The organism is Anaerococcus tetradius (assembly GCF_947087635.1).
Lineage (GTDB): Bacteria > Bacillota > Clostridia > Tissierellales > Peptoniphilaceae > Anaerococcus > Anaerococcus tetradius.
The window spans coordinates 40,614-64,136 of the sequence record NZ_CAMUDP010000010.1; the positions used below are offsets into that span (position 1 = coordinate 40,614).

Here is a 23,523-nt window from a genome sequence, read left to right on the forward strand (position 1 = left end):
TAGGGGAGGGCTTATGAAAATTGACGATATATTTTCCTTGATCGACGGCTTACTGGAAGATTTTTCTAATATTAATAACAAAAATCATAAGAAGTCCTTTAAGAGGAAAGTTAATAATGATAAAATTAAGACCCATATAAATATATCATTAGATGGTAAAAAAATAAGCAAAAACAAGGAAGGCCTAGATGCGTGGAGTAGAAAAAAATCAGGGGACAAGCAGCTAAATTTAGGATTTTTTGAAGACTATAAGGACTTAATAAAGTCTTTGAATTTCACTGACAAAGAAATTAAGCTAATCCTTCAAGTGACTAAGAGAAATAATAACTTGTGGGCAAACGACCTAGCAAGAAATATTCTAATTAAATCCTACCTTAGTGTACTTAAAGAATCTTTTGACCAAGAAGACATTGATACCACAAAAATCATTAAATATACAAGTCCCTACACCCTTTCTAAGAATATATTGGATAGCCTCTTAGTTATAAGTGAACAAAGGCTAAGGAAGGACTTCTGGGTTTTTGCTGATATTGATAGCAGTCGAGCAGAAGAAGTTTTGATTTCTAACCAAGTAGTAGACTTATTAGAATTTTTCATAAAAAGGCTAGAAGTCTTTTACAAAAATTTGGACCCAGACCTTAAAAGCAAGCTTTATGAAAACTACCTTTGGGAAAATCCTAAAAAAGTCAAGGATTGGCTGAGATATATAAAGACTTGTGATGTAGCTAAACAAATTGATTTTATGGCTAAGATAAAAGATGAAGCCATGCTTAAAGAACTAGCTAACGGCCTTAGTAAGGAAAGCTTTAAGCCAAGCCTTGTCATAGGCTTTTATTATCTATACAAATATTTTAATCCAACTATGGCTACTCAGAGTAGGTTATTTAAAATAATTTTGGAAGAAAATTATGATAGCTTCCTAGAAATTATTTCAAAAGAAGACATATCCCTAGAAACTATTAATAAAATTTTAGACCTTGATAAGAAAAAGTTAAAAAGAATCGACATAGACGACAAAAAACTAAAGATATCTAGGAAAGAATTAAATAAAACAGTAAATATAGTAACAGACTTTATTGGAGATGAACTTGTCTTAGAAGAAGATGAGAAAGCTTTATCCTCAGAAGAAATAGTCGATAAACAAGCTTATAGGCTAGATGAAAATGCCAAAGAAGAAGGTGATAAGGGTCTAAAAGATTGCACCCATAAATTCTTAAAGGATTTACTAGCTAGGGGAGAAATCCCAGAAGCTGAGGTAAAATCAATAGCTCTTAGTAATTCCAAGATGCTTAATTCTTTCCTAAAGGATATGAATGACCAAGTCTACGATTATACAGGAGATCAGACTTTGATTAATGAAGATGGATATATAAGGATAGATCCCTTTTATGAAGAAATGGTAAAGGAGATAGTTGATGGCAAATATAAATCCTAAGCAGGCAGATGTAATAATAAAATCTTTGGAAGGAGGTGTTGTACCTAACTTTGGCATAGAACACCTCTTGGTAGGTAGAAACAAGGAAGTTGAAGAGATTATAGGGATTTTGGATAAGGTTAGTCAAGGGGCAAGCGATATTAGATTTTGGGTAGGGGACTTCGGTTCTGGCAAATCTTTCATGCTTGCTACAATCGAGCAACTAGCCCTTTCCAAAAATTTTGTAGCATCTAGCATAGACCTTGCTCCCCAAAGAAGATTTTATGCGACCGACAAGAAGGCCCAAGCCCTTTATAGACAGATAATAGATAATCTAAAGACAAAAACACAGAGAAGTGGAAATGTAATTGAAGAAATAATTGAAGAGTGGCTTATGGGAATTTTTGCCAAACTTAGCGAAAAAAATTCTTGGCAGATGGAAGATTTGCTCAAGGGGTCTTATCAAAAGGAAGTTAGAAATGAAATTCTCGATTGCCTAGGAAAATTTAGGACTGTGGGTCTATCTTATGGTCTAGGTTCTGCCATAGTCAAATATTATGAGGGTTTAATCAACGAAGATAGGCTCCTAAAGATGAAGGCTATCCGATGGATTAGGGGAGATATTTCAACTAAAACTGAAGCCAAAAGAGAGCTTGGCATAGGTGAAATTATAAATGATGATAATTATTTCGAAGCCCTAAAGAATTTGGCTGAACTTTTTCTTGAAATTGGATATTCTGGTTTTGTTATTAATTTTGATGAAGCGGTTAACCTATATAAGCTTGCCCAAGCTGTAACTCGTGAGAGAAATTATGAGAGAGTCCTAAATATTTATAACGAATGTAAAAGCGATAAGGCTAGGGGTCTTTTTGTAAATTTTGCAGCTACAAGGGCGACAGTTTTTGACAAAAATAGGGGGATGAGCTCCTATGGAGCCCTTGGTGGTAGGCTCGGTACTGAGGGAGATTTAAGTCTTGTAAACACCAGTAGGACTGCTCTAATATTAAAGCCACTGAGTGAAGAGGAGATTTTTACCCTCCTCGAAAATATTTTAAATATTTACAATATAAACTACAAGGACTCCCTTATTATGACAAAAGAACAGATTATTACTTATATGGAAGGACAACTTAACAGACCTGGAGCTAGGGAGTTTCTAACACCTAGGGCTGTTGTCAAAGATTTCTTGGAAATATTAGATATCAAAAGACAAAATAAGGATTTAGAAATTGACGATATCCTTATGAAGAAATTTTCTGGTATCTTAAATCCAGTAGAAAAAGATCCACTTAATCACGATGATGACGAGGACATCTTAATCTTGTAATGGACGCCTACATGCTATTAGCTAGGCCCATGAGGGAGTATGTTTATAAGAATGCTTGGCCTAGCCTAAGTAAGATTCAAGAAGCTTCTATAAAACAATGTTTTTCATCAGAAGATAATTTGATTCTAATAGCGCCAACTGCCCAGGGGAAAACTGAAGCCGCCTTTTTGCCAGCCATATCCTTGGCTAATGATTTTAATACAGGTCTAAGGATTTTGTACATTTCACCCCTAATTGCCCTAATCAACGATCAATTTAAGAGGATAGAAAAGATGTGCGAGGACTTATCCATAAATGTAACTAGTTGGCATGGTGAGTCAAGTAAGACTAGGAAGGATATGCTAATGGAAAATCCTTCCGGCATAGCCTTGATAACCCCAGAATCCTTGGAGGCGATTTTTGTAAATAAAAGCAAAGAAGCGAGGAGACTTTTTTCTGGACTTGACTTTATAATAGTTGACGAAATTCATTCTTTCCTTACGGGAAATAGAGGAGGAGAGCTTAGGAGCCTTTTGGGAAGAATCCTTCCTTACTGCCAAAAAGATCCGAGATTTATCGGCCTATCAGCAAGTGTCGGCGATGAGAATTATGATTTGGCGAGGGGGTTTTTTAATAATAAGAGAAAAACTCAAATCCTAATCGACAAGTCAAGAAATGAATTACTTACAAGCCTTTCTTATATCGAAGAAGATGAAATAGGGGATAAAACTTTGGAGCAAATCTTAAATTTTGCCAAAGAAGGCTCTATGCTTGTTTTTCCAAACTCTAGGGAAAAGGTAGAAGAGATGGCTGTTAAATTAAAAAACAAGGCCAAGGAAGATTCGTTAGATTATTCCATCTTTGCCCATCATTCATCAGTAAGTAAAATCCGCAGGAAAGAAATCGAAGACTTTGCCAAGAACTCAGACAGGGAGAAGTTTATAATATGCGCAACTTCAACCCTAGAGCTTGGTATCGACATAGGCTCAGTTTATTCTATCCTACAATATGGATCATGCTTTAGCTCCCTTTCCCTTGCCCAAAGACTTGGTAGGTCTGGACGAAAGACTCACAAGTCAATCCTCCATCAGATAGCGACAAGCCCTTGGGATCTAGTCCAAGCCCTTTCTATAATTAGCCTTTTCAAAGAAGGAAGGCTTGATAAGCTAAGAGCTTCTAGGAAAGCCTATGATCTTTTCGCCCACCAGATTCTTTCAGTCCTCCTTGAAAATAACGGTCTTGCCTTAGATGAATTTAATAAGCTAAACAAAAGCCTTCCTGTCTTTAAGGACATAGATGATGAGGAATTTATGGCTATTAAATCTTACATGGAAGAAGAAGCCTACATAGAAAGGCTGGAAGGTGAGTATATAACAGGTATCAAGACAGAAAGCCTTATGAAGATGGGCTCTTTCTACAATCAATTCGTCTTAACCGACTCCTATGCAGTTTATAATGATAGGTCAAAAATCGGAAGCATTTGCCCATCGAATATTATAAAAGTAGGAGATAGAATATTTCTAGGAGGCCAAGTTTGGCAAATTGACAAAATCCAAAAGGCTACAAAGAAAATCCATGTAGAAAAAGCAGAAGAAGGAAAGGCTAATAACTTCTCATCAAACTCTATCGAAGATATAAAGGATATAGTCAGAATAAGGATGGAGGAAATACTCAAAGATAGGACAAAATATTCCTATAGCAAAAAGATTGACGAACTTTTGGATAAATTATATGTTGGAAAAAACGAAGACGGTTTTTACATCTCATCTGATGAAGATGGGGATTTCCTTAGGACTTTTAGGTCTAGCAAAATCAACAGGAGCATATGTCTTTGCCTCAATTCTTTGAGTAAGCTAAACAATTTTACTGTAAATGAAAAAGATTCTAGCATAAGGGGAGCTGGCCTTAGAAAAAATTTTTATATCCTGAGAAGTAAAAAGATAAAATCCATACCTATAAAAGAATATCTTATGACTAAGGAGGAGCTTGTGGAAAATTTGCTTAGGGCAAATAAGTACATGATCCTCGTACCAAAAGAGCTTAAAATAAATTATATAGTAGATAACCTATTAGACCTAGAGGGCCTAGAAGATTATCTTTTGGGAGGAGTTTCTAAGGAGTAGTATATGGAAATAAGTAAAAAGTTTGCAATAGATAAAAGCAAGGAAAAATATGATTTTTCAATAAAACATACCACAATTCCCCTTAAGCTTAACAAGGATTTGGACGAAGCAATAAAGATGTTACTTTGGTATGTTCCAAACATTTCATCCGAACAATCAGCAACAAATGAGCTTCTCCTAAATCCTGAATATGATGATTATATTTTTAAGGCAATAATGATGTCTATGGATATGACTGACGAAGATATACTTATTACAGATGTAATCCACAAAAAGCTCGCCAAACATTTTGTGGGTAGGGTTAGCATTGATGAGCAAAAATTAGTTATGACTCTCGCTGATGATAATGAAACAAAAACTATGGCCCTATTAAGGCATGTAAGAAATGCCATTGCCCATGGTAACTTTAATGTAATCAACAAGCTTGTAATAGGTTTTGATATCAAAAGATATGGCGAAGATATCGAATATAGGGGAGTCTTTAAAATTAATCCGACCAATCTTCTTACGGCCCTCAAAAAAATCATCATGGACTTTACTAATGATGAATTTATAGCAAGGGCCTTTAGAAGATGTGGCTATAAGGTGGAAGCCTTCCAGGAAGAATATCAAAAGTCCCACAGATTTGACTTGTACGCAAAAAAGAAGGATAGGCGTTTTGCTATTGAAATAAAAAACTATGACTTCGAAAAAAATCTAAGTGAAAGTTTCATAAAAGAAATGATATAAAAAATTAATGGCATTGATTCTAGGATAAGACCAGTCCTTATTATCAATTCCTCATATCTAACAGAAAAAAGCAAGGAAGATCTTATAAAAAAGGATGTCATAATCCTCGATATAAAAAACATAAAAAAGATGCAAAAGGGCAGGGATATGGTCTCTGAAATTCTAAGAGAGCAGGAGCTATTTAAGAATAAATGATTAAATTTGCATTTTCGGGGTATAAGATATAAAGAGACATTGATAAATATTCATTTATATTCGAGCAAAACGAATATAAATGAATATCATTTGTTATTATAAGGAGGAAATATGACAGAAGAAAATAATAGAAGACCACAAAGGCCTGTTTATAGGAAAGAAACAAGTCCTATTCAAGCAGGAAAGAATTTGTCTTGGGCATCTATCTTTGCTGGAACAGTAACAGCCTTAGCTCTATTTACAGTTTTAAGCTTACTAACGGCAGCCTTGGGCTTTGGTTTATTTGCACCAACAAAGGCTAACCCTATGGCAGGAATAGGAATCGGTACAGGAATTTTAACTATAGTAATACTTTTACTATCCTTTTGTGCAGGAGCTTTCATAGCAGGTTATGCTGCAAGATCAACCGGAATGCTTCATGGGGCAATTAGCTGGGCACTTACAGTTTTACTTCTAGTAACATTAACTTTTAATACCCTTGCCCTTGCTTTAGGCTTATCTGGTAATGTTCTTGGTAAAGTCTTAGGAGGGATAGGAAGTGCGACTGCTAATATCACAAGCTCAGTAGCTGATATTACAGGAGATGCCCTTAGTGAAGGACTTGAAAAAGCCGGAGGAGCAATTTCTGATGTAGATACAAAAGAATTAAAAGATAATCTTGAAAAATACCTAAAAGATACAGAAGTTGCTGAACTTCAACCAGATTATCTTGAAGGTCAACTACAAGAATCAAGAGATGAAATTACCAAGGCTGTCAAAGACATAGCTATAAATCCAGAAAATAAGGATGCTATAATCAAAGATTTGACAGAATCCCTCAAAGAAAAAGCTAAAAAGATATCTAATTCAGCAGATAAGGATGCTATAGATAGGGCTCTTGCACTAAACTCTAGTCTTACAGAACAAGAAGCTAGTGAAGTTTCAGAAAATATCTACAAGGGCCTACAAGATGCTTCCAAGAAAGCAGAAGAATCAATTGATAAGGCTAACGCAGAGATACAAAAATTTTCAAGCAAAGCAAGCGAAAAAGTAGATGATGCAAAACAAGGAGCAGAAAGTGCTTCAAAGAAAGCATCCCTTGGTTCAATCCTAATCTTTCTAGGTCTTATTGTTGCCCTAGTAGTTTCAGCTTTCGCTGGAAAATACGGAGAGAATAAGTCTAAAGAAATTCTCAGATAATAATATAGAAAAAGCCTGTAAGTTATGGTAAAACTTACAGGCTTAATTTATTTGATTATATCTACTAGGGCCTTATCTGGATTTTCGGAATTGATTCTTTGATCATAAGTTATAAATTTATCATCACCTAAATTTACATTAGACCTTAGGGATAGGATTAGTCCTGAATGATCTAGCAAGATTAAATTAGGAGGCATATAGTCAATCCTGTCTTTGGGATTTTGTTTTGCATCTAGGGCGTTTTTGATGGTATAGCCACCATTATCTTTTAGGATAGCTGCCATTCTTATTGCTTGATTTGCAGTATTCTCGTTAGTTAATACGTAGATTTTTCTTTTTCTAAAATCATCCTTCTTCTTAATTTTCAAATCTATCTCATCATAATATAGATAATCATTAGTATTGAATTTTTTGCTTTCGCCATTAAATTTGCTAGCTAGGTTTTTAACCTTAGCTGTAGTATATGAACTGTTTTCGCTAGCCTTAATATCATCTAGGCTTTCTTCAAAAAGAGCTGACCTATAAAAATAAAGGTCCTTTTCTTCATAATCTTTGTCGATGAAATAACTTACAAAGTCATTAACATAGTAATTATCAATAGAGTTATTATCTGATAGGTCAAAGGCTATGGCTTCGACATTTCCCTTGTTTAGGTCCTTAGCTATAAGGTCTAAGTCATCATCTAATTTATTTCTATTAAATCTAGGAATTTTGACAATCAAAAGATTTGGACCAGCATGATTAATAGTTATATCTTTTTGGACATTTTCCTTATTAATCATCCTCTTATACCTGTCCACAGCCTGATCATCTCCGAGAATTTCTGCCTTCTTAGAATCTTTCTTGTTTCTATAAGCACTAAAGAGATTGGAGTAGCTATCCTTATCTAGAATGAAGCTTGAGCTATCTTCTAAGAGGGATACGCTCTCGTTAAGAATGTCAAAATACTCTTGATCAGTTTTTGAATTTTTGACTCTTTTTCTTAACTCATCCTTGCCTTTGACAAACTTATCGAAATTAGCCTTATTTTCCTTAGTTATAGGATAGGATCTAGAAATGCTTTCAACAAGTTTGTCAAAATCCGAAAGTTTTTCTGCACTTGTTAGGCTTCTACCCTTGCTATCTGCTACCAGAACATTATTTCCTAGTCCTTCGAGGACTTCATCTCTAAATTTTGGATAGCCCATCTTCGAATAAGAATTAAGCTTTTTCGTTAATAAAGTTATGGGGATAGCTATAATTAATATAGCAAGTATGGCAAGAATCCTCCTTCTTCTTTGATAGATTCTTTTTCTACGAAGTCTAGCCTTTCTCATCAAGGGTTTTTTCCTAGTATCCCTTCTCTTAACTATCCTTATTTCACTTTTCTTTTTGGAAGTCTTTCTTTTTCTGTTATTTATTCTCATATTTCACCGCCCTTATTTTTTAAAGATAAGGGAAAAACTCGTTCCTTCATTCAACTTACTCTTAACAATGATTTTGCCATTTAAGGCTTCCACGAAATTCTTAGTAATAGCAAGCCCCAGACCCAGACCGTTGGTCTTTGTATTTCTAGAATCGTCAATCCTATAGAATCTTTCAAATATCATATCCAACTTGTCTTCATCAATACCGATACCATCATCAGTAATTTCTATAGTCACATTCTTGTTAGTATCAGCTAGCTTAATAGAAATATTTCCATCCCTGTCTATAGCCTTGATGGCATTAGTAAGGATATTTTGGATTACCTGCATTAGCTTAGTTTTATCAGTTATCATATAAACATCGGCTTTTAAATTTTTATCAAGTTTTATATTTTTATTTAAGAAATTGGCCATAAAGCCATTTGAAATTTCTTCAAGCATGCTGGAAATATTTACCTCTTCAAGGTTTAACTTGCCCATCTCAACACTTTCATTGAAGGAATCTTTAAGGCCATCTATCAAGACCTGAAGCCTATTAATCTCACCGTTTAAGCTCTTAGCAACACTTTGATCAAATTCCATCACTCCATCATCTATAGCCTCTATGTAGAGCTTTAAATTGGTTAGGGGAGTCCTAAGCTCATGGGAAATATCTTGAGCATAGCGCATTCTAATCTCCTCCTGTCTTTTAAGTGACTTGGAAAGAAAGTTTATATTATTTTGCAGGTCTGAAATTTCTATTATATCGCTATCCTCATTGTCAATACTGCCATAAATTCCCTCCTTTATTTTCAAAGTAAAGTTATTAATATTAACTATGGGCTTGGAAATATTGGTAGAAAGAATTATGGCAATCAAAAATCCTATCAGTAGGGAAGAGGATATGGCATAAATCACTGCATGTCTAAAATCATCTTGGAGACGGTTGAAGGTGGTATAGTCAACAGAATATTCGACTGCAATTTTTCCAGCTTCTTGTTTTTTCTCTGCATTAAAGACCTTGTAGGTCTTACTTTTGATATTCTCGCCACTATCCTTATCTATCGCCTTTATATACTTAACCAAATTGCCATTTTGGTCAAAATATTTTATATTTACATTTTGTTGCTTGCTTAAATCTTCCAGATAGTCCCACATCATATTTGATGAAATATTTTCATCGTTGTTAAGCCTGATAAACCATTCACTTATAAGATTTGGCTTCTTGTCATCTATTATTTTTAACATATCAGAATATCTAAAAGTTACCAAAAGGGTAATTAGGATAGAATAGATTAGGATGCAAGAAAGAACGCCTGCAATAAAGTTTTTAATTAACTTATTCCTTAATGATGTCATCTACACCACCGGATTTGTAGCCCATACCATAAATTGTCTTTATATATTGTGGTTTTTTAGGGTTGTCTTCGATTTTTTGTCTGATATTTTTGATATGGGTATCTATAGCCCTATCATAAGCATCATAATCAAGACCAAAGGTAAGTTCAATAATCTCATCCCTAGTAAAAATTTTGTTGGGATTAGAAAATAAGGTCCTAATAATTGAAAACTCATTTTTGGTAAGAGAGACTTCCTCTCCATCTTTTAGGAAAATATTGTATTTAAGATCCATTAGGAGCCTACCATCGTTAGTCTTTATAATATCAGCCCTTGGTATATTGTATTTTTCAATCCTACGAAGAACAGCCTTAACTCTTTCTACAAGCTCCTTGTTAGAAAAAGGCTTAGTTACATAATCATCAGCTCCAAGCCTTAGACCATTTATCCTATCAAACTCTTCTACCTTGGCAGAAGTAATTATTACAGGGACCTTGGACTTATTTCTAATATTCTTTAGGACTTCTTCACCTGATAGCTTTGGAAGCATGAGATCAAGAATAACTAGGTCGATTTCTTCCTTATCAAAAATTTCTAGGGCTTCTTTCCCGTCATAGGCTTGAAAAACTACATAATTATCTTTAATGAGATAATTCTTAACTATATCAGAGATTGTTTTTTCATCTTCTACTATTAATATTTTAATTTCATTCATAAGTTTTACCTCTCATCTACTATTATATCACATCAACAGATTCTTATAACATTGTACCAGCTATAAAGAAAAATGTTTAAAACATAAAAAAATGGATATAAATATAATGTAAGCGAGTGATAAAGCTTGACTTAATGAATAATAAGTAACTAAAGTAGATTAAAAGGAGAATTTATGGGAAATTATGGAATAATAGCTTCAATTATCATAGGAGCTATAGCAGGATGGATTGCAAGTAAAATTATGGGAAGAGATGCTCAAATGGGTAGTATCGCTAACATCATTGTCGGTGTAATAGGTGGTGGAGTTGGTAACTGGTTATTTAGAACTCTATTTAATGCAGCAAACCCTGGTCTAATCATGCAAATAGTTTATGCAGTAATAGGTGCAGTAATCCTCTTATTTGTAGTAGATAAAATAACAGGTAAAAATAAATAGTAGTTTATTAACTCACGAGTATATGTTATATGATCAATAAAGCTAGTATTAATCAATTATGATTAGTCTAGTCTTTATTGATTTTTTTGTGGAAAAATTCTATATAAAAGACCCTCCTTACATATATCCGGTAAGGAGGGTTGATATAAAATTTGTACATTTCTAGTTGCCAGAGCCACTAGATTTTAGATTAAAGTCTGTATTTAATAAGTTCTCCAAGCTATCGCTAGTAGATTTGCTATCTGTCTGGGAGTCCTTATCTTTTTTCTTATCCTTATCCTTGTCTTTATCCTTATCTTTGTCGTCTTCTTTTGGAGGAGTATAGACTAGGGAAGAATAAGCCTTAGGCATCCTATAAGCCCAATCTCTAGGGATGATACCATTGAATTTATTAGGATCATACTCGTTTTTCTCAACAATCATGGATCTTATTTGGACTAAAAACTTAGGCGTATAATCACTTGCAAGTAGGTTATTTCTAGAATCTATATTAGCCCATTGGTGGATATCATCTTCAGTCTTTGGATAATTGTTTGGACCAAAGATTTCTTCTTTGACAGTTCCCCTTGGATCAGCCCTTGAAGCATCTGTTGGAAGCTTACCACTAATAGTATCGACTTGCATACGTACAATTCCCTTTGGTTCGTCAAAACTTACAGGTTCTTTACCTTCTAGTATTTTTGAATTAATGGTATTCCACATTAGGGCAGCCCTATCAATGCTATCACCACTTAAGCTTATATTTTGATTATCTGCACCCATCCATACGCCAACAGTGTAATAAGGAGTATAGCCTACACACCAAAAATCCGTCTTATCATCTGTTGTACCAGTTTTAGTTGCATATTCTATGCCATTGAGGTAGATATTGCCATAATATTGACCAGCTGTTTGGAGGGCAGATGTTATTTGGTAGGCAGTTTCAGGACTAGTTACCCTATGCCTTACGATATCTTTATCGTCAAATATTACCTTTCCTTGAGAATCAGTTATCTTTGAGAAGGTCAAAGCCTCTTGGTATTCTCCTTCATTAGCTAGGGCAGCGTAAGCGGAAGTCATATCGAGATTGGTTAAACCATGACTCATAGCTCCAACTCCTAAGGCAGCTAGGTTTTCATCGTTGGTATCTGGATTTTCTTGTTTAGTAACGAAATTGTCATTGCCATTTTCTTTGATAATGCCAAAGTTCTTGAGATATTCAAGACTTGTCTTTATTCCTACCTTGTTAAGGGTCGAAACAGCAATAGTATTAATACTCATCTTTATAGCATCCCTTATAGGGGTAATACCCATATAATAACCGTAGACATTTACAGGCCAAGGCTCATTGTTCTCGTGCATCTCAAAAGGAACATCATCCACACCAGTAGCTAGGTTAAAGCCATTATCTAGGGCAGGTGTATAGGTTGCTATTGGTTTAATAGATGAACCAGGTTGTCTTGGTACACTTGAAGCCCTATCTAAAATATTCATACCTTCTTGGTCACGTCCACCCATAAGGGCTTTGATATGACCAGTTTTTTGATCGATAACTACAGCAGAAGATTGAGGTTGGATTACACCTTCTAAGTCTATGTCATAAAAATCTTTGTTAAAAGAAAAACTTCCATCATCATTAGCTATTAGTAAGTTATCATTATTATTCAAATATTTGCTACTTATGACAATATTATCATCTTTATCCTTGTATATATCCTCATTAGACTCAAATTCTATTTGACCTGTCCTGTGAGTTCTAAGATTAGAGTTTTTCTCGTCTAGGGTGTAGAAGTTTTTAAAGATTAACCTTGTTTGATCTAGATAGGCCTTGTTAGTTGATAAAATCAAGTCGCCCTTATCATCATACCAGGCTTCCTCAGAATTAAGACGAACATTGTTGTTATCATCTAGGAGATTTGCTTTTTTGTAAAACAAAAGAGAACCTGAAGAATTGACAATATTTGCCCAATTATCATAGGATAAGTTCAAAAGGGGAGCATATCCCATTGCTTGACTTTCTCCTATAAGGTATTTTGAAAAATTGGCATAAATATCTTCCAATTGATTTTGCATCTTTGAATCAAGGGTAGTTGTTATCTTTAGACCACCATAGTATAGCTTATCCCAGGCTTGGTTTTCAGATATATTCAAAATATCCATAAGCTTACTAACAACTTGACGCTCTAGGAGGGAGTTAAAATAGCTTGCGATTTCTGTATTTGACCTTTCAGCAGGCTCAATAGTGTTAGCTACATCAAAATTCTTAGCCTCATCATATTGTTTCTTGTCTATATATTTATTCTCTAGCATCTTATCGAGAACATACTCTTCTCTCTTGAAGGGAGCTTCATTGTAAACAGCCGAATACTTGTTTCCATCTATGGAAAACTCACCGAGTACTCTTTGATCGGTTACTTCGCTAGTTTTTAGAGACTTATAGAGGGAGTTTTCTGAAGGTGATTGAACAATTCCTGCAAGAGATGCGCACTGAGCAAGATTTAGTTCTGATACATCCTTGTTAAAATAAGTCTTAGCGGCAGCTTGAACTCCATAAGAATTTTGACCCATAAAGACCCTATTTAGATAAGCACCGAGTATTTCATCCTTGCTTAAATATTTTTCAATCTCTAGGGCAAGATATATTTCTCTAATCTTTCTTTCATAGGTTTGATCGTTAGAAAGATATGTATTTCTTGCAAGTTGTTGGGTAATTGTAGAACCACCCCTTACTATAGATCCAGCCTTTATATTTTCAAAAGTTGAACCGATAATTGATAGGGGATCAATGCCCTTATGTTTATAAAATCTTTCATCTTCAACTGCAACAAAGGCATTTTTTAAATCCTTTGGTATTTTTTTATAATCTACTATTTGTCTGTATTCACTTGTAGCAATTGAATCGACTTCTTTTCCGTCTTCATCTACTATTGTTGAGTTCTGACTCATTTCATATTTTATGCTATTTGCATCAATTTTTGGAGCTGTTTTCATTACCTCGAGTATGGCTCCGCCAGTCATGCCAGCAAAAATTACGCCAAGGCCAGCTACAAATAATATTACTAGGAGTATTATTTTTCCAACAAGAGCGGCAATTTTATTTTGCATAATGCCTCCGTTATTACTTTTTAATATTCTAGATACTATCATTTTATCATTTTTGAGTAAATACTTCCACACCTAATATAATTATTATAAGAAATTCAAAGATAAGCTAATCTACAAACGCTTTTATAATTAACTCATTAGTCGTATAATCAATGATAGAAAGGAAGTTTATGCAAAAAGTTATACAAGTAAATGTCTTAGATAAGGATGATGATCTTGATAATAAGATTTACGAATTAGAATCCTTAATCAATACAGCAGGAGGAGAAACTATTGCTTATGTTAGTCAAAACATAACAAAGGTTAATCCAAGATATTATATAGGTAAGGGCAAGGTGGAAGAGATAATGGACCTTGCCAAAAAAAATGATATAGATACGGTTATATTTGATGTAGAATTATCAGCTAGCCAACTTTACAATCTAGAAGAAGAGATGAAGCTTCACGTCGTTGATTGGACAACTCTTATCCTAGATATTTTTGCTATGAGAGCAAATACTAGGGAGTCTAGGCTTAAAATTAAGCTTGCCCAGTTAAAATACCAACTACCAAGGATTAACAAGTGGTTTTCTTATTTGTCAAGACAGGCTGGTGGTATAGGAACAAGGGGTCCTGGTGAAACCATGCTTGAGACAGATAGGCGTGCTATCGTTAGGGACATAAAGAGTTTGGAAAAGGCCTTAAAGGATGTAGAAAAAACTAAAAAGATAAACAGAAAAGCTAGGAAAGATGTTCATAATATTTCCCTAGTGGGCTATACCAACGCTGGAAAGAGCACCATCCTAAATGGCATGCTCAATCTTTTTGGTGAAGAAAAGTTTGTCTATTCAGATGATTTGCTTTTTGCAACTCTCGATACATCGACTAGGAGGCTTGATTTTTCAAACACCAAAGTTACCCTAACTGACACAGTTGGTTTCATAGATAATCTTTCCAAGGAGCTTAATGATTCCTTCCTAACGACCCTTGATGAAGTAAGATTTGCTGATATGCTCTTAATTGTAATAGATTCATCCCACAATATCGACCATCAATTAAAAACAATTGAGAAGTCTTTAGCAGATATAGATATAGGCGATAAGGAAATCCTCTATGTTTTTAACAAGATGGATAAGGTGGAAAATGAGCTTAAAGTTAGCCTTTACAAAAGGGATGCTGAAAAGATTTATATAAGTGCCCACAAAGACCAAGACCTAGTTAGGCTAAAGGAGAAAATTGTTTCAATCATAAAAGAAGATTATAAGCTAGTAAGCATGCACATCCCCTTTACAGATGGAAAAATTATGGATTATATAATGACTAATTACGATATATTAGAAAGGGAATATGACGAGCTTGGTTTAAGGATGAAGCTTAAAATTAGCCATGAGGATTATGCAAAATATGACAGATATATTGAAAAAGTATAAGACCATAGAGGGCCATAGGCAAAGTCAATTCGAAGAGGAAAAGTCGATTTTTATTACTAATGCCAAATATGTAGAAAGTGAAGACGAAGCTATAAGCTTTATAGAAGAAATTAGACAAGAGCACAAACAAGCTACCCACAATTGCTATGCCTACATTATAAACACTCTTCCTGAGATAAAAAGATACTCAGATGATGGCGAGCCCCAAGGTTCGGCTGGCCTACCCATGCTTAGTGTCTTGGAAAAAGAAGAGGTAAGAAACCTTGCGGTTGTAGTTACTAGATATTTTGGTGGCAAGCTTCTTGGAAAGGGAGGGCTCGTTAGGGCCTATACTAGAGGAGTTTCCGATACAATTTCTACTAATGTAGTTTGTAAGAGAGAGTATTTTGAAGTAGAATTAACTCATTCGTATGCACTACTTGGTTTATTAGAAAATTACCTTAATGAAAATAAGTTCAAAATAATAGATAAGACTTTTACGGATGAGGTTACAGTTAAACTCTATGTAAGAAGCAATGATTATGAAAAACTTGAAAATGATTTAATAAATCTTACAAGTGCCAATATAAAAATTCATAAATTAAATACGCTTATGCTATTTGAAAAATAAGAGGAGGATATATGTCAGGACATAATAAATGGAGCAAGATTAAAAATAAAAAAGGAAGCGAAGATGCTAAGAAGGGAAAAATCTTTACAAAGCATGCTAGAAATATAACAGTAGCTGCTAAAGAAGGAGGAACTAACCCAGACTATAACCCATCTCTAAAGACTGCCATAGAAAAAGCTAAGGCAGATAATATGCCTAATGATAACATAGAAAGAGCCATCAAAAAGGCTGCTGGAGATGATGCTTCTGATAACTTTGTTAGAGTAATCTATGAAGGATATGGTCCAGGAGGAGTTGCTGTAATAGTTGATTGTCTAACAGATAACAAAAATAGGACAGCCCCAGATGTAAGACATGCCTTCGACAAAAACGGTGGTAATCTCGGAACTGATGGATCAGTAATGTTCATGTTCGAAAGAAAGGGAGATATCATTGTAGAAAAAAACGGCAAGGACTTTGATGACTTTATGATGGATGCCCTAGAAGCAGGCTGTGAAGATGTCAAAGAAATGGGAGAATACTTTGAAGCTATTACTGATGTAGCAAGCTTTAACGATGCTAATGATAAACTAAAAGAAGCTGGCTACAAAATAGAAAGTGCGGATATTTCATATCTTGCCAACAATATGATTTCTGTAAGTGAAGAGCATGTAGTTAAATTAAATAAATTAATTGATACACTCGAGGATAACGATGATGTCCAAGAAGTCTACACCAACTGGGATGATTCAAGCGAGGAATAGACATGGAGTTTAATATAAATCCTGTAGCCTTCAGGATATTTGGCATAGCTATTTATTGGTATGCCATAATTATAATAAGTGGTATCTTCATAGCAAGCCAATTTGCTAAAAACGAATTTGTAAGGCGTGGTTTTGATGAAGATTTTGTCTACGACTTACTCTTTGTTTGCCTACCTATAGGAATTATAGGGGCTAGATTTTGGTATGTGATTTTTGAGTGGGACTTCTATGGAGCAAATCCTGCTCAAATCCTTAACCTTAGAGCTGGAGGTCTTGCCATCCATGGGGGAATTCTTTTTGGAAGTTTAGCCTTGTTTGTATATGCTAGACGTAAGAAAATTCCTATTCTAGATTTAACAGATGTAATGGTAACTTCCCTAGTCCTAGCCCAGGGCATCGGTCGTTGGGGTAACTTTGCAAACTCAGAAGCCCATGGTGGTCCAACCAACCTTCCTTGGGGAATAATCATTGATGGAACAAAAGTTCATCCGACTTTTCTCTATGAATCAATAGGAGATGTCCTCATCTTTTTATTCTTATTAAATTATAGGAAAAATAATCCGGATAAGGGCAAGCAAACTGCCATTTATTTTATGGCCTATGGTGTTTTGAGATACTTTGTTGAAGGGCTTAGAACTGATTCGCTTTATATAGGATCCTTTAGGACAGCACAATTGATGAGCATAGCCTACCTTATCCTAGGAATCTGCTTATTCATTTGGGCCAACAAGAATCATCTACCACCATTTTTCTATAAGAATAAAACAACTGAAAAGAAAGAAAGATTTGTAAAATTCAAGTAGGAACTTTTATCATCTGATACTAATATAAGGAAGCTGACAAGATGTCGGCTTTTTTTGTTGCAAATAAAATGCTTTTAGTATAAAATGATTATAAAGTGGATGATAGTGGTAGAAGGTGGTAAGAAATGTTTTTAGGAGAATTTATTCACAAATTAGATGCGAAAAATCGAATAATGATGCCTAGTGAGTTTAGGGATGAACTTACAGATGTTTTTTATATCACCAAGGGACCAGAAAAGTCTTTGCTAATCTATACCGAGGATGAATTTATCAAACAATCCCAAAGATTAGATGCCATGATTAATGAAAATAAAAAGAATCGTGCTATCAAGAGATTATTCTTCTCATCCACAGTAAAAACTAGCCTTGACAAGCAAGGTAGGATTTTACTAAACAAAAACCTGAGAGATTATAGCGAAATAGACAAGGAAGCTATGATTATTGGCAATAATAAGACCATAGAGTTATGGGATAGTGAAAATTGGAAAGCATACATTGACGAAGTAGAGGTGAATTTGTCCGATATAATGGATGAATAATATGAAATTTGAACATATACCGGTACTCGCTACCGATACAATAAAAAATTTGAATATTAAAAAAGACGGAGTCTATGTAGACCTAACCCTAGGTAAGGGCGGCCATTCCAAGATGATTCTAGAAAACCTATCCGATAAGGGAAGGCTTATTGCCATAGACCAGGATAAGGAAGCCATTGAAGCGGCCAAGGAGAATCTAAAGGACTTTTCTAATGTTACTTTTATTAATAGTAACTTCGAAAAATTTGAAGAAGTTCTAGCAAATCTTGGCCTTGATTTAATAGATGGGGCTTTGATGGACATTGGCGTTAGTTCATATCAAATTGACAATGCGGAAAGGGGCTTTTCATATATGAAAGACGGCCCTTTGGATATGAGAATGAACCAAGATAATGAGTTAACAGCAGAAATAGTAGTCAATGAATACTCTCAGGATGAGCTAGAGAGAATATTTTTTGAATATGGTGAGGAAAGATTCTCAAAGTCCGTTGCAAGAAATATTATCAAGCAAAGAAGCGAAGGAAGAATAGATTCGACCATAAAGCTTCGTGATATCATTAGAAAATCCATAAAATCTAATGAAACTCATCCTGAAAAAAGAGTATTTCAAGCCCTAAGAATTGAAGTTAATAGAGAACTAGAAGTGCTAGAAAATACCATAGAAACAGTAGTCGACCACCTAAAAGTTGGAGGAAGAATAGCGATAATAAGCTTTCATTCCCTAGAAGATAGGATAGTCAAAAACAAATTTAAAGACTTGGCGACTTCTTGTATCTGCCCACCAGAACTTCCAGTTTGCGTTTGCAATCATAAGGCGAAAATTAAAGTGATTACAAGAAAACCTATAACAGCTACTATGAAAGAGCTAAAGATGAACTCCCGCTCTAAGCCTGCAAAACTTAGAGTAGGGGAAAGGATATAGCCATGGAAGAAAGATTAACTAGCATAAGATATAAAAATGATAATTACAAGAGAAAAAGGCTAAGGGTAAAAGATGATAGGAAAGCTATCAAGCTTAGAAAGATAGAAAATCTCAAGCAAAGAGACAGGAAGGTTAAAATAGTCTTATCTACACTTACAGTAATTTTTGTACTAAGCTTAGCATCTATAACATTAATTAAGAGAAATAACTTGAAGGCTAAAAGATTTGAGTATAATACATTACAGGCAGATGTTAACTCCTATGAACTCCAAAGGGATAGGTTAAGTCAAAAGCTTGAAAATGCAATAGATATTAACAGAATCCAAAGATATGCCCTAGAAGAATTGGGCATGGTTTATAAGGATGATAATAACACTGTCAAATTAAATGTAGATAGGAATTAAGCATGAATATTTATTTATTAATAGTAATTAGTATTTTTTTAAGTATCGGTCTTGGACTGATTATCCTACCCGAGCTCAAGAAACATAAGATTGGACAAAATATCAGAGAAGTTGGACCAAAAAGCCATTTATCTAAGGCTGGTACTCCAACAATGGGAGGCATTATTTTTATTATAAGCTCACTCATACTAGCTCTGATATTTCTTCCTCTAAAATCCTTGGATACTTGGATTTTACTCTTATCAACCATAGGCTTTGGAGCTATAGGATTTATAGATGATTTTAGAAAACTTGTTTTGAAACAATCCGAAGGACTAAGCCCTAGGGGGAAAATCGTCTTGCAATTTGGCTTAGCTGTAATAATTTCAATTTTAGCTTATGTAAATGATAAAGATAGTATAGCTAGCCTATTGATTCCATTCACAAACACAAGGATAAATCTCGGTATCTTGGGTATTGCTTTGATGATTTTCATAATAGTTGGAACAACTAATGCCACAAATCTTACAGATGGTCTTGATGGATTACTCGCAAGTGTATCCCTACCAGTTTTTATAAGTCTTGCGATTATTGGCAAGAACACATCCAATGCAGTATTTTCTTATATAATGCTTGGATCTCTTCTAGGATTTTTAATCTTTAACTCAAATCCTGCGGCAGTCTTTATGGGTGATACAGGATCTATGGCGATTGGAGGAGCAGTAGTTGCCCTAGCCATTAACCTAAAGATACCTATATATCTAGTTATCTTTGGAGGAATATATGTCTTGGAGACCCTTTCAGTAATAATCCAAGTAACAAGTTATAGGTATAGGAATAAGAAAAGGGTATTTCTTATGACCCCTATCCACCATCATTTTGAACTCAAGGGATATAAGGAACAAAAAATAGTAGAAGGATTCACTGTAGTATCAGTAATATTTTGTATGATAACATTGGCGGCATTGAGATGAAGAAAGTATTAGTTTATGGGCTAGGCCTAACAGGAATATCAGCAGTTAAAACCCTTGCTAAAGAGGGCTACCTAGTCTATACTTATGACAAAAATAAAAAAGATGATAAAAATTTAGAGGGCTATAAGTATAGCCCTATTTCTGATTGTGAAATTGATAAGATTGACTATGATTTTGTAGTAAAAAGTCCAGGAATCCCACCAAGAGATGAACTTGTGCGTAGACTTAGCAAAAAATATGAGATAATTTCTGACATAGAACTATCTTGCAGGCTCTATCCTCAGGCAAAAATAATCTCAATTACAGGAACTAATGGTAAAACCTCATCCACTTCCATGGTCAATCACATAGTAAATGAAGCATGTATCAAATCTATTGCGGTTGGAAATATCGGAGAGGGAATTTTATGGCAAATGTATAACAACAAAGATGCATTTTTTGCTTGTGAATTATCAAGCTTTCAGCTTCACGATACAAAAACTTACCATCCTCATATAGCTTGCATTACAAATATCACAGAAGATCACATAGACTGGCATGGTTCTTTTGAGGATTATATAAATTCCAAACTAAACATTACAAAAAATCAAGATGAAAATGACTTTTTGATAATAAATCACGAGGATAAAATCCTCCAAGACCACAAAAAAGACTACAAGGCCCAAGTTTATGAATTTTCATCAAAAAATGAAGTTGAAAGAGGAGCCTACCTCAAAGACGGGGCCATATATCTAAAGGATAAGGAAGAAATAAAAGTAATTGATGTTGACGAATTATCAGTAATAGGTAGCCACAATTATGAAAATATAATGGTTGCTTTGTTGTCAACCTATCTTTTTGGCATCAAAATCCAAGATATAATAAAAGGCCTAAGGAGCTTTAAAGCCATTGAACATAGGCTAGAATATGTAGATACCATAAGGAAAGTAAAGATTTATAATGACTCAAAAGGAACAAATGTCGACAGCTCCATCAAGGCTATAGAATCTTTTACTGAACCATTGATAATCATTGCAGGTGGCTATGATAAGCACATAGACTACACCGACTATGTAAAAAGCTTCAAGAAAAATGGCAAGCTCATGGTAATAATGGGTCAAACCAAAGATAAACTAAAAAAATTGTGCGAAAACTACCAAGTAGCCTACAAGGAGGCAGAAGATATGGAAGATGCCATAAGAATCTGTTTTGAAAATGCAAAAGAGGGTGATGTTATCCTCCTATCTCCAGCAAGTGCTTCTTGGGGTATGTATAAGAATTTTGAACTAAGGGGCAAGGACTTTAAAGAAAAAGTTCGTAAATATAAAGGATAAAAGATGAAAGTAATTATTTCTGGTGGCGGAACTGGCGGACACATATATCCAGCCATAGCCATAGGTCAAAAGCTCGAAAAAGAAATAAAAGATGTGAAAATTTACTATGTTGGAATAAAGGGAGGTCCAGAGGAATCCATAGCCCACAAATACGGCTATGAATTTATAGACCTACCAGCTATGGGCATACCTAGAAGACTTAACAAAAAATTGTTTAGGGCTATAATAAAAAACCTTGAAGGTTTCAGGAAGGCTAAAAAAATCATAAGAGAACTAAAGCCAGACCTAGTAATTGGGACTGGAGGCTATGTTTGTGCACCTATTTTATACCAAGCAAGTAAGGCCCATATTCCAAGCCTAGTTCACGAGTCCAACTCCTATCCAGGTATGGCATCTAAGTTTCTATCCAACAAGGTAGACAAGGTACTAATATCTTACAAGGAAGCCAAAAAACATTTCAAATACCAAGAAAACATAGTAGTTACAGGTAACCCTGTCAGAACTAGCTTTTCTTTAACTTATACAGACAAAGATTTGGATGATTTGGGCATTAAGAAGGATAGACCAGTAGTATTTTCCTTTGGTGGGTCAAATGGATCTTACTATATGAATGAAGCTGTAAAAGACTTATCGGCAAAGCTTGATGGCTCTTACTATCTAATCCATCAAACAGGTAAGAAAAATTACGAGGACTTCCTAAAAGAAGCAATTGAGAGTCCTTACCTAAAAGTTTTTGCATATATTGATAACATTGACCTTTTTTATGCAGTAAGTGATTTAGTTATAGCATCATCCGGTGCTATGAGCCTATCGGAAATTTCTGCAGTTGGCAAGGCTTCAATACTTATACCAAAATCATACACTACTGAAAACCACCAACAATTTAATGCACAAACCTATGTGGACAACAAGGCATCCATTATGATCTTAGAAAAAGACCTTAGTGCTGATATCTTGGATGAGAAAATCAAAGAAATCATAAATGATAAGGCTAGGCTAGAAGAAATGGGATCAAGGGCTAAGGCCTTGTCCGATGAGGATGCTTCTGATAAGATTTATGAAATTATAAAAGGGTTGATAAAAGATGCAAAATAAAAGGCAAGCTAGAAGGAGATTAAAAAAAGAAAATAGTCCAAAGTTAGCTAAAAATAGAAAAGGCGAAGATGGCAAGGTTTTTAATAAAAGATTTGTGGGATTTTTGTGTATCTTAGCCCTCTTGATATTTCTAGTAAGGGCCTTTAACCACCCCTACTTACAGGTTTCACAAATATATGTAAATGGCAACGAAAGGCTAAAAGATACGGATGTCATTTCATACATATCTAATCCAATAGGAAAGAACATCCTAACCTATAATAGCAAGAAAAACGAAAAGAAGCTTCTGAAAAATGATATGATAGCAGAAGCAAAAATCAAAAAAGTATTTCCAAAAATAATAAACATTAACATTAGCGAAGTATATCCTAGATTTTTCATAGAAGATGGCGATAAAATAACTTACATTTCAAACCATGGACAGGTCTTGGATAAAGAAAATATTTCGAAAAATATAGAAAATTCTCTTATCAAAATCAAGCTTGATGATTATGAGGAAAATCCAAAGGAAGATTTCACCAAAGACTATAATATATTAGAATTTATTAAAAAAATTAACGCATCATCCTATGCCGATTTGATAAGTCAATTAAATTTTGAAAACAAGGCTCACATTGGTATAATGATAAAAGATATGAAAGTTGATTTTGGCGATTTAAAAGACAGCTCATACAAGATAAAATTGCTTGAGTCAATATTAAAGGATATAGAAAGTAAGAACCTCGACGTTTCTTCCATTAACTTAAAAGATGGGAAAAACCCAGTGGTTGAAATAAACCAAGGTTCTTAATATAAAATAACTTATTAGAAATTAAATGGGGGAAAG

Annotated in this window: 21 protein-coding genes; 17 read left to right on the forward strand and 4 right to left on the reverse strand. The window is 34.5% G+C overall.

Translation table 11 applies throughout. The features are described 5' to 3' along the window. Positions 1 to 13: 13 nt before the first annotated feature. The 5 genes from P6936_RS04620 to P6936_RS04640 all read left to right on the forward strand — a co-directional run bounded on the left by P6936_RS04620 (position 14) and on the right by P6936_RS04640 (position 6,946). Complete coding sequence (locus P6936_RS04620) at positions 14 to 1,435, forward strand: tellurite resistance TerB C-terminal domain-containing protein (RefSeq protein ID WP_276880977.1); 1,422 nt, start codon at positions 14 to 16, stop codon at positions 1,433 to 1,435. Next, complete coding sequence (locus tag P6936_RS04625; protein WP_276880978.1) at positions 1,416 to 2,741, forward strand: BREX system ATP-binding domain-containing protein; 1,326 nt, start codon at positions 1,416 to 1,418, stop codon at positions 2,739 to 2,741. Before P6936_RS04620 ends, P6936_RS04625 begins: the two co-directional genes overlap by 20 nt. Continuing rightward, positions 2,741 to 4,843 (forward strand): DEAD/DEAH box helicase, encoded by a 2,103-nt coding sequence (locus P6936_RS04630; protein ID WP_276880979.1) that lies wholly within the window; start codon positions 2,741 to 2,743, stop codon positions 4,841 to 4,843. The genes P6936_RS04625 and P6936_RS04630 overlap by 1 nt, the downstream gene beginning before the upstream one ends. A gap of 3 nt (positions 4,844 to 4,846) precedes the next feature. Continuing rightward, a complete protein-coding gene (locus tag P6936_RS04635) occupies positions 4,847 to 5,572 on the forward strand; it encodes a hypothetical protein (protein ID WP_276880980.1) in 726 nt (241 codons plus the stop codon). Between the two features lie 306 nt (positions 5,573 to 5,878). Further along, positions 5,879 to 6,946 (forward strand): TIGR04086 family membrane protein, encoded by a 1,068-nt coding sequence (locus tag P6936_RS04640; RefSeq protein WP_004836348.1) that lies wholly within the window; start codon positions 5,879 to 5,881, stop codon positions 6,944 to 6,946. 47 nt (positions 6,947 to 6,993) lie between these two features. Here P6936_RS04640 and P6936_RS04645 read toward each other — a convergent pair whose 3' ends face one another. The 3 genes from P6936_RS04645 to P6936_RS04655 are packed head-to-tail and all read right to left on the reverse strand — an operon-like array spanning position 6,994 to position 10,384. After that, complete coding sequence (locus P6936_RS04645; RefSeq protein WP_004836347.1) at positions 6,994 to 8,352, reverse strand: S41 family peptidase; 1,359 nt, start codon at positions 8,350 to 8,352, stop codon at positions 6,994 to 6,996. 12 nt (positions 8,353 to 8,364) lie between these two features. After that, positions 8,365 to 9,690, reverse strand: a complete 1,326-nt coding sequence (locus P6936_RS04650) for a sensor histidine kinase (RefSeq protein WP_004836345.1) — start codon at positions 9,688 to 9,690, stop codon at positions 8,365 to 8,367. Further along, complete coding sequence (locus P6936_RS04655; protein ID WP_004836343.1) at positions 9,671 to 10,384, reverse strand: response regulator transcription factor; 714 nt, start codon at positions 10,382 to 10,384, stop codon at positions 9,671 to 9,673. The genes P6936_RS04650 and P6936_RS04655 overlap by 20 nt, the downstream gene beginning before the upstream one ends. 174 nt (positions 10,385 to 10,558) lie before the next feature. Here P6936_RS04655 and P6936_RS04660 point away from each other — a divergent pair, with 174 nt between their 5' ends. Beyond that, positions 10,559 to 10,822, forward strand: a complete 264-nt coding sequence (locus P6936_RS04660; protein WP_004836342.1) for a GlsB/YeaQ/YmgE family stress response membrane protein — start codon at positions 10,559 to 10,561, stop codon at positions 10,820 to 10,822. A 162-nt stretch (positions 10,823 to 10,984) separates the two neighbouring features. On the opposite strand, the gene P6936_RS04665 is transcribed toward P6936_RS04660, so the two are convergent. Then, positions 10,985 to 13,906: a transglycosylase domain-containing protein gene (locus tag P6936_RS04665; protein ID WP_276880981.1), complete on the reverse strand. Its 2,922-nt coding sequence runs from the start codon at positions 13,904 to 13,906 to the stop codon at positions 10,985 to 10,987. 170 nt (positions 13,907 to 14,076) lie between these two features. On the opposite strand from P6936_RS04665, the gene hflX reads away from it, so the two are divergent. The 11 genes from hflX (at position 14,077) to P6936_RS04720 (ending at position 23,487) form a co-directional block, all read left to right on the forward strand. Then, complete coding sequence (gene hflX, locus P6936_RS04670; RefSeq protein ID WP_276880982.1) at positions 14,077 to 15,315, forward strand: GTPase HflX; 1,239 nt, start codon at positions 14,077 to 14,079, stop codon at positions 15,313 to 15,315. Beyond that, positions 15,290 to 15,925 (forward strand): YigZ family protein, encoded by a 636-nt coding sequence (locus P6936_RS04675; protein WP_060929949.1) that lies wholly within the window; start codon positions 15,290 to 15,292, stop codon positions 15,923 to 15,925. The genes hflX and P6936_RS04675 overlap by 26 nt, the downstream gene beginning before the upstream one ends. Before the next feature lie 11 nt (positions 15,926 to 15,936). Beyond that, complete coding sequence (locus P6936_RS04680; protein WP_004836336.1) at positions 15,937 to 16,668, forward strand: YebC/PmpR family DNA-binding transcriptional regulator; 732 nt, start codon at positions 15,937 to 15,939, stop codon at positions 16,666 to 16,668. A gap of 2 nt (positions 16,669 to 16,670) precedes the next feature. Continuing rightward, positions 16,671 to 17,471, forward strand: coding sequence for a prolipoprotein diacylglyceryl transferase (gene lgt / locus P6936_RS04685; protein ID WP_276862964.1), 801 nt, complete (start codon positions 16,671 to 16,673; stop codon positions 17,469 to 17,471). Between the two features lie 125 nt (positions 17,472 to 17,596). After that, positions 17,597 to 18,010, forward strand: coding sequence for a division/cell wall cluster transcriptional repressor MraZ (mraZ, locus tag P6936_RS04690; RefSeq protein ID WP_004836333.1), 414 nt, complete (start codon positions 17,597 to 17,599; stop codon positions 18,008 to 18,010). Position 18,011: 1 nt separating this feature from the next. Then, positions 18,012 to 18,932, forward strand: coding sequence for a 16S rRNA (cytosine(1402)-N(4))-methyltransferase RsmH (gene rsmH, locus P6936_RS04695; RefSeq protein ID WP_040349327.1), 921 nt, complete (start codon positions 18,012 to 18,014; stop codon positions 18,930 to 18,932). 2 nt (positions 18,933 to 18,934) lie between these two features. Beyond that, positions 18,935 to 19,336 (forward strand): hypothetical protein, encoded by a 402-nt coding sequence (locus P6936_RS04700; RefSeq protein ID WP_004836331.1) that lies wholly within the window; start codon positions 18,935 to 18,937, stop codon positions 19,334 to 19,336. A gap of 2 nt (positions 19,337 to 19,338) precedes the next feature. After that, positions 19,339 to 20,289 carry a phospho-N-acetylmuramoyl-pentapeptide-transferase gene (mraY, locus tag P6936_RS04705; RefSeq protein ID WP_004836330.1) on the forward strand — a complete coding sequence of 317 codons (951 nt, stop codon included), beginning with the start codon at positions 19,339 to 19,341 and terminating at the stop codon, positions 20,287 to 20,289. Next, entirely contained in the window at positions 20,286 to 21,602 is a 1,317-nt protein-coding gene (gene murD, locus P6936_RS04710; protein WP_276880983.1) for a UDP-N-acetylmuramoyl-L-alanine--D-glutamate ligase, read from the forward strand. Before mraY ends, murD begins: the two co-directional genes overlap by 4 nt. A gap of 3 nt (positions 21,603 to 21,605) precedes the next feature. Next, a complete protein-coding gene (gene murG / locus P6936_RS04715; RefSeq protein ID WP_004836327.1) occupies positions 21,606 to 22,697 on the forward strand; it encodes an undecaprenyldiphospho-muramoylpentapeptide beta-N-acetylglucosaminyltransferase in 1,092 nt (363 codons plus the stop codon). Further along, positions 22,687 to 23,487 carry a cell division protein FtsQ/DivIB gene (locus P6936_RS04720; RefSeq protein WP_004836326.1) on the forward strand — a complete coding sequence of 267 codons (801 nt, stop codon included), beginning with the start codon at positions 22,687 to 22,689 and terminating at the stop codon, positions 23,485 to 23,487. The genes murG and P6936_RS04720 overlap by 11 nt, the downstream gene beginning before the upstream one ends. The last annotated feature ends 36 nt before the right edge of the window (positions 23,488 to 23,523 follow it).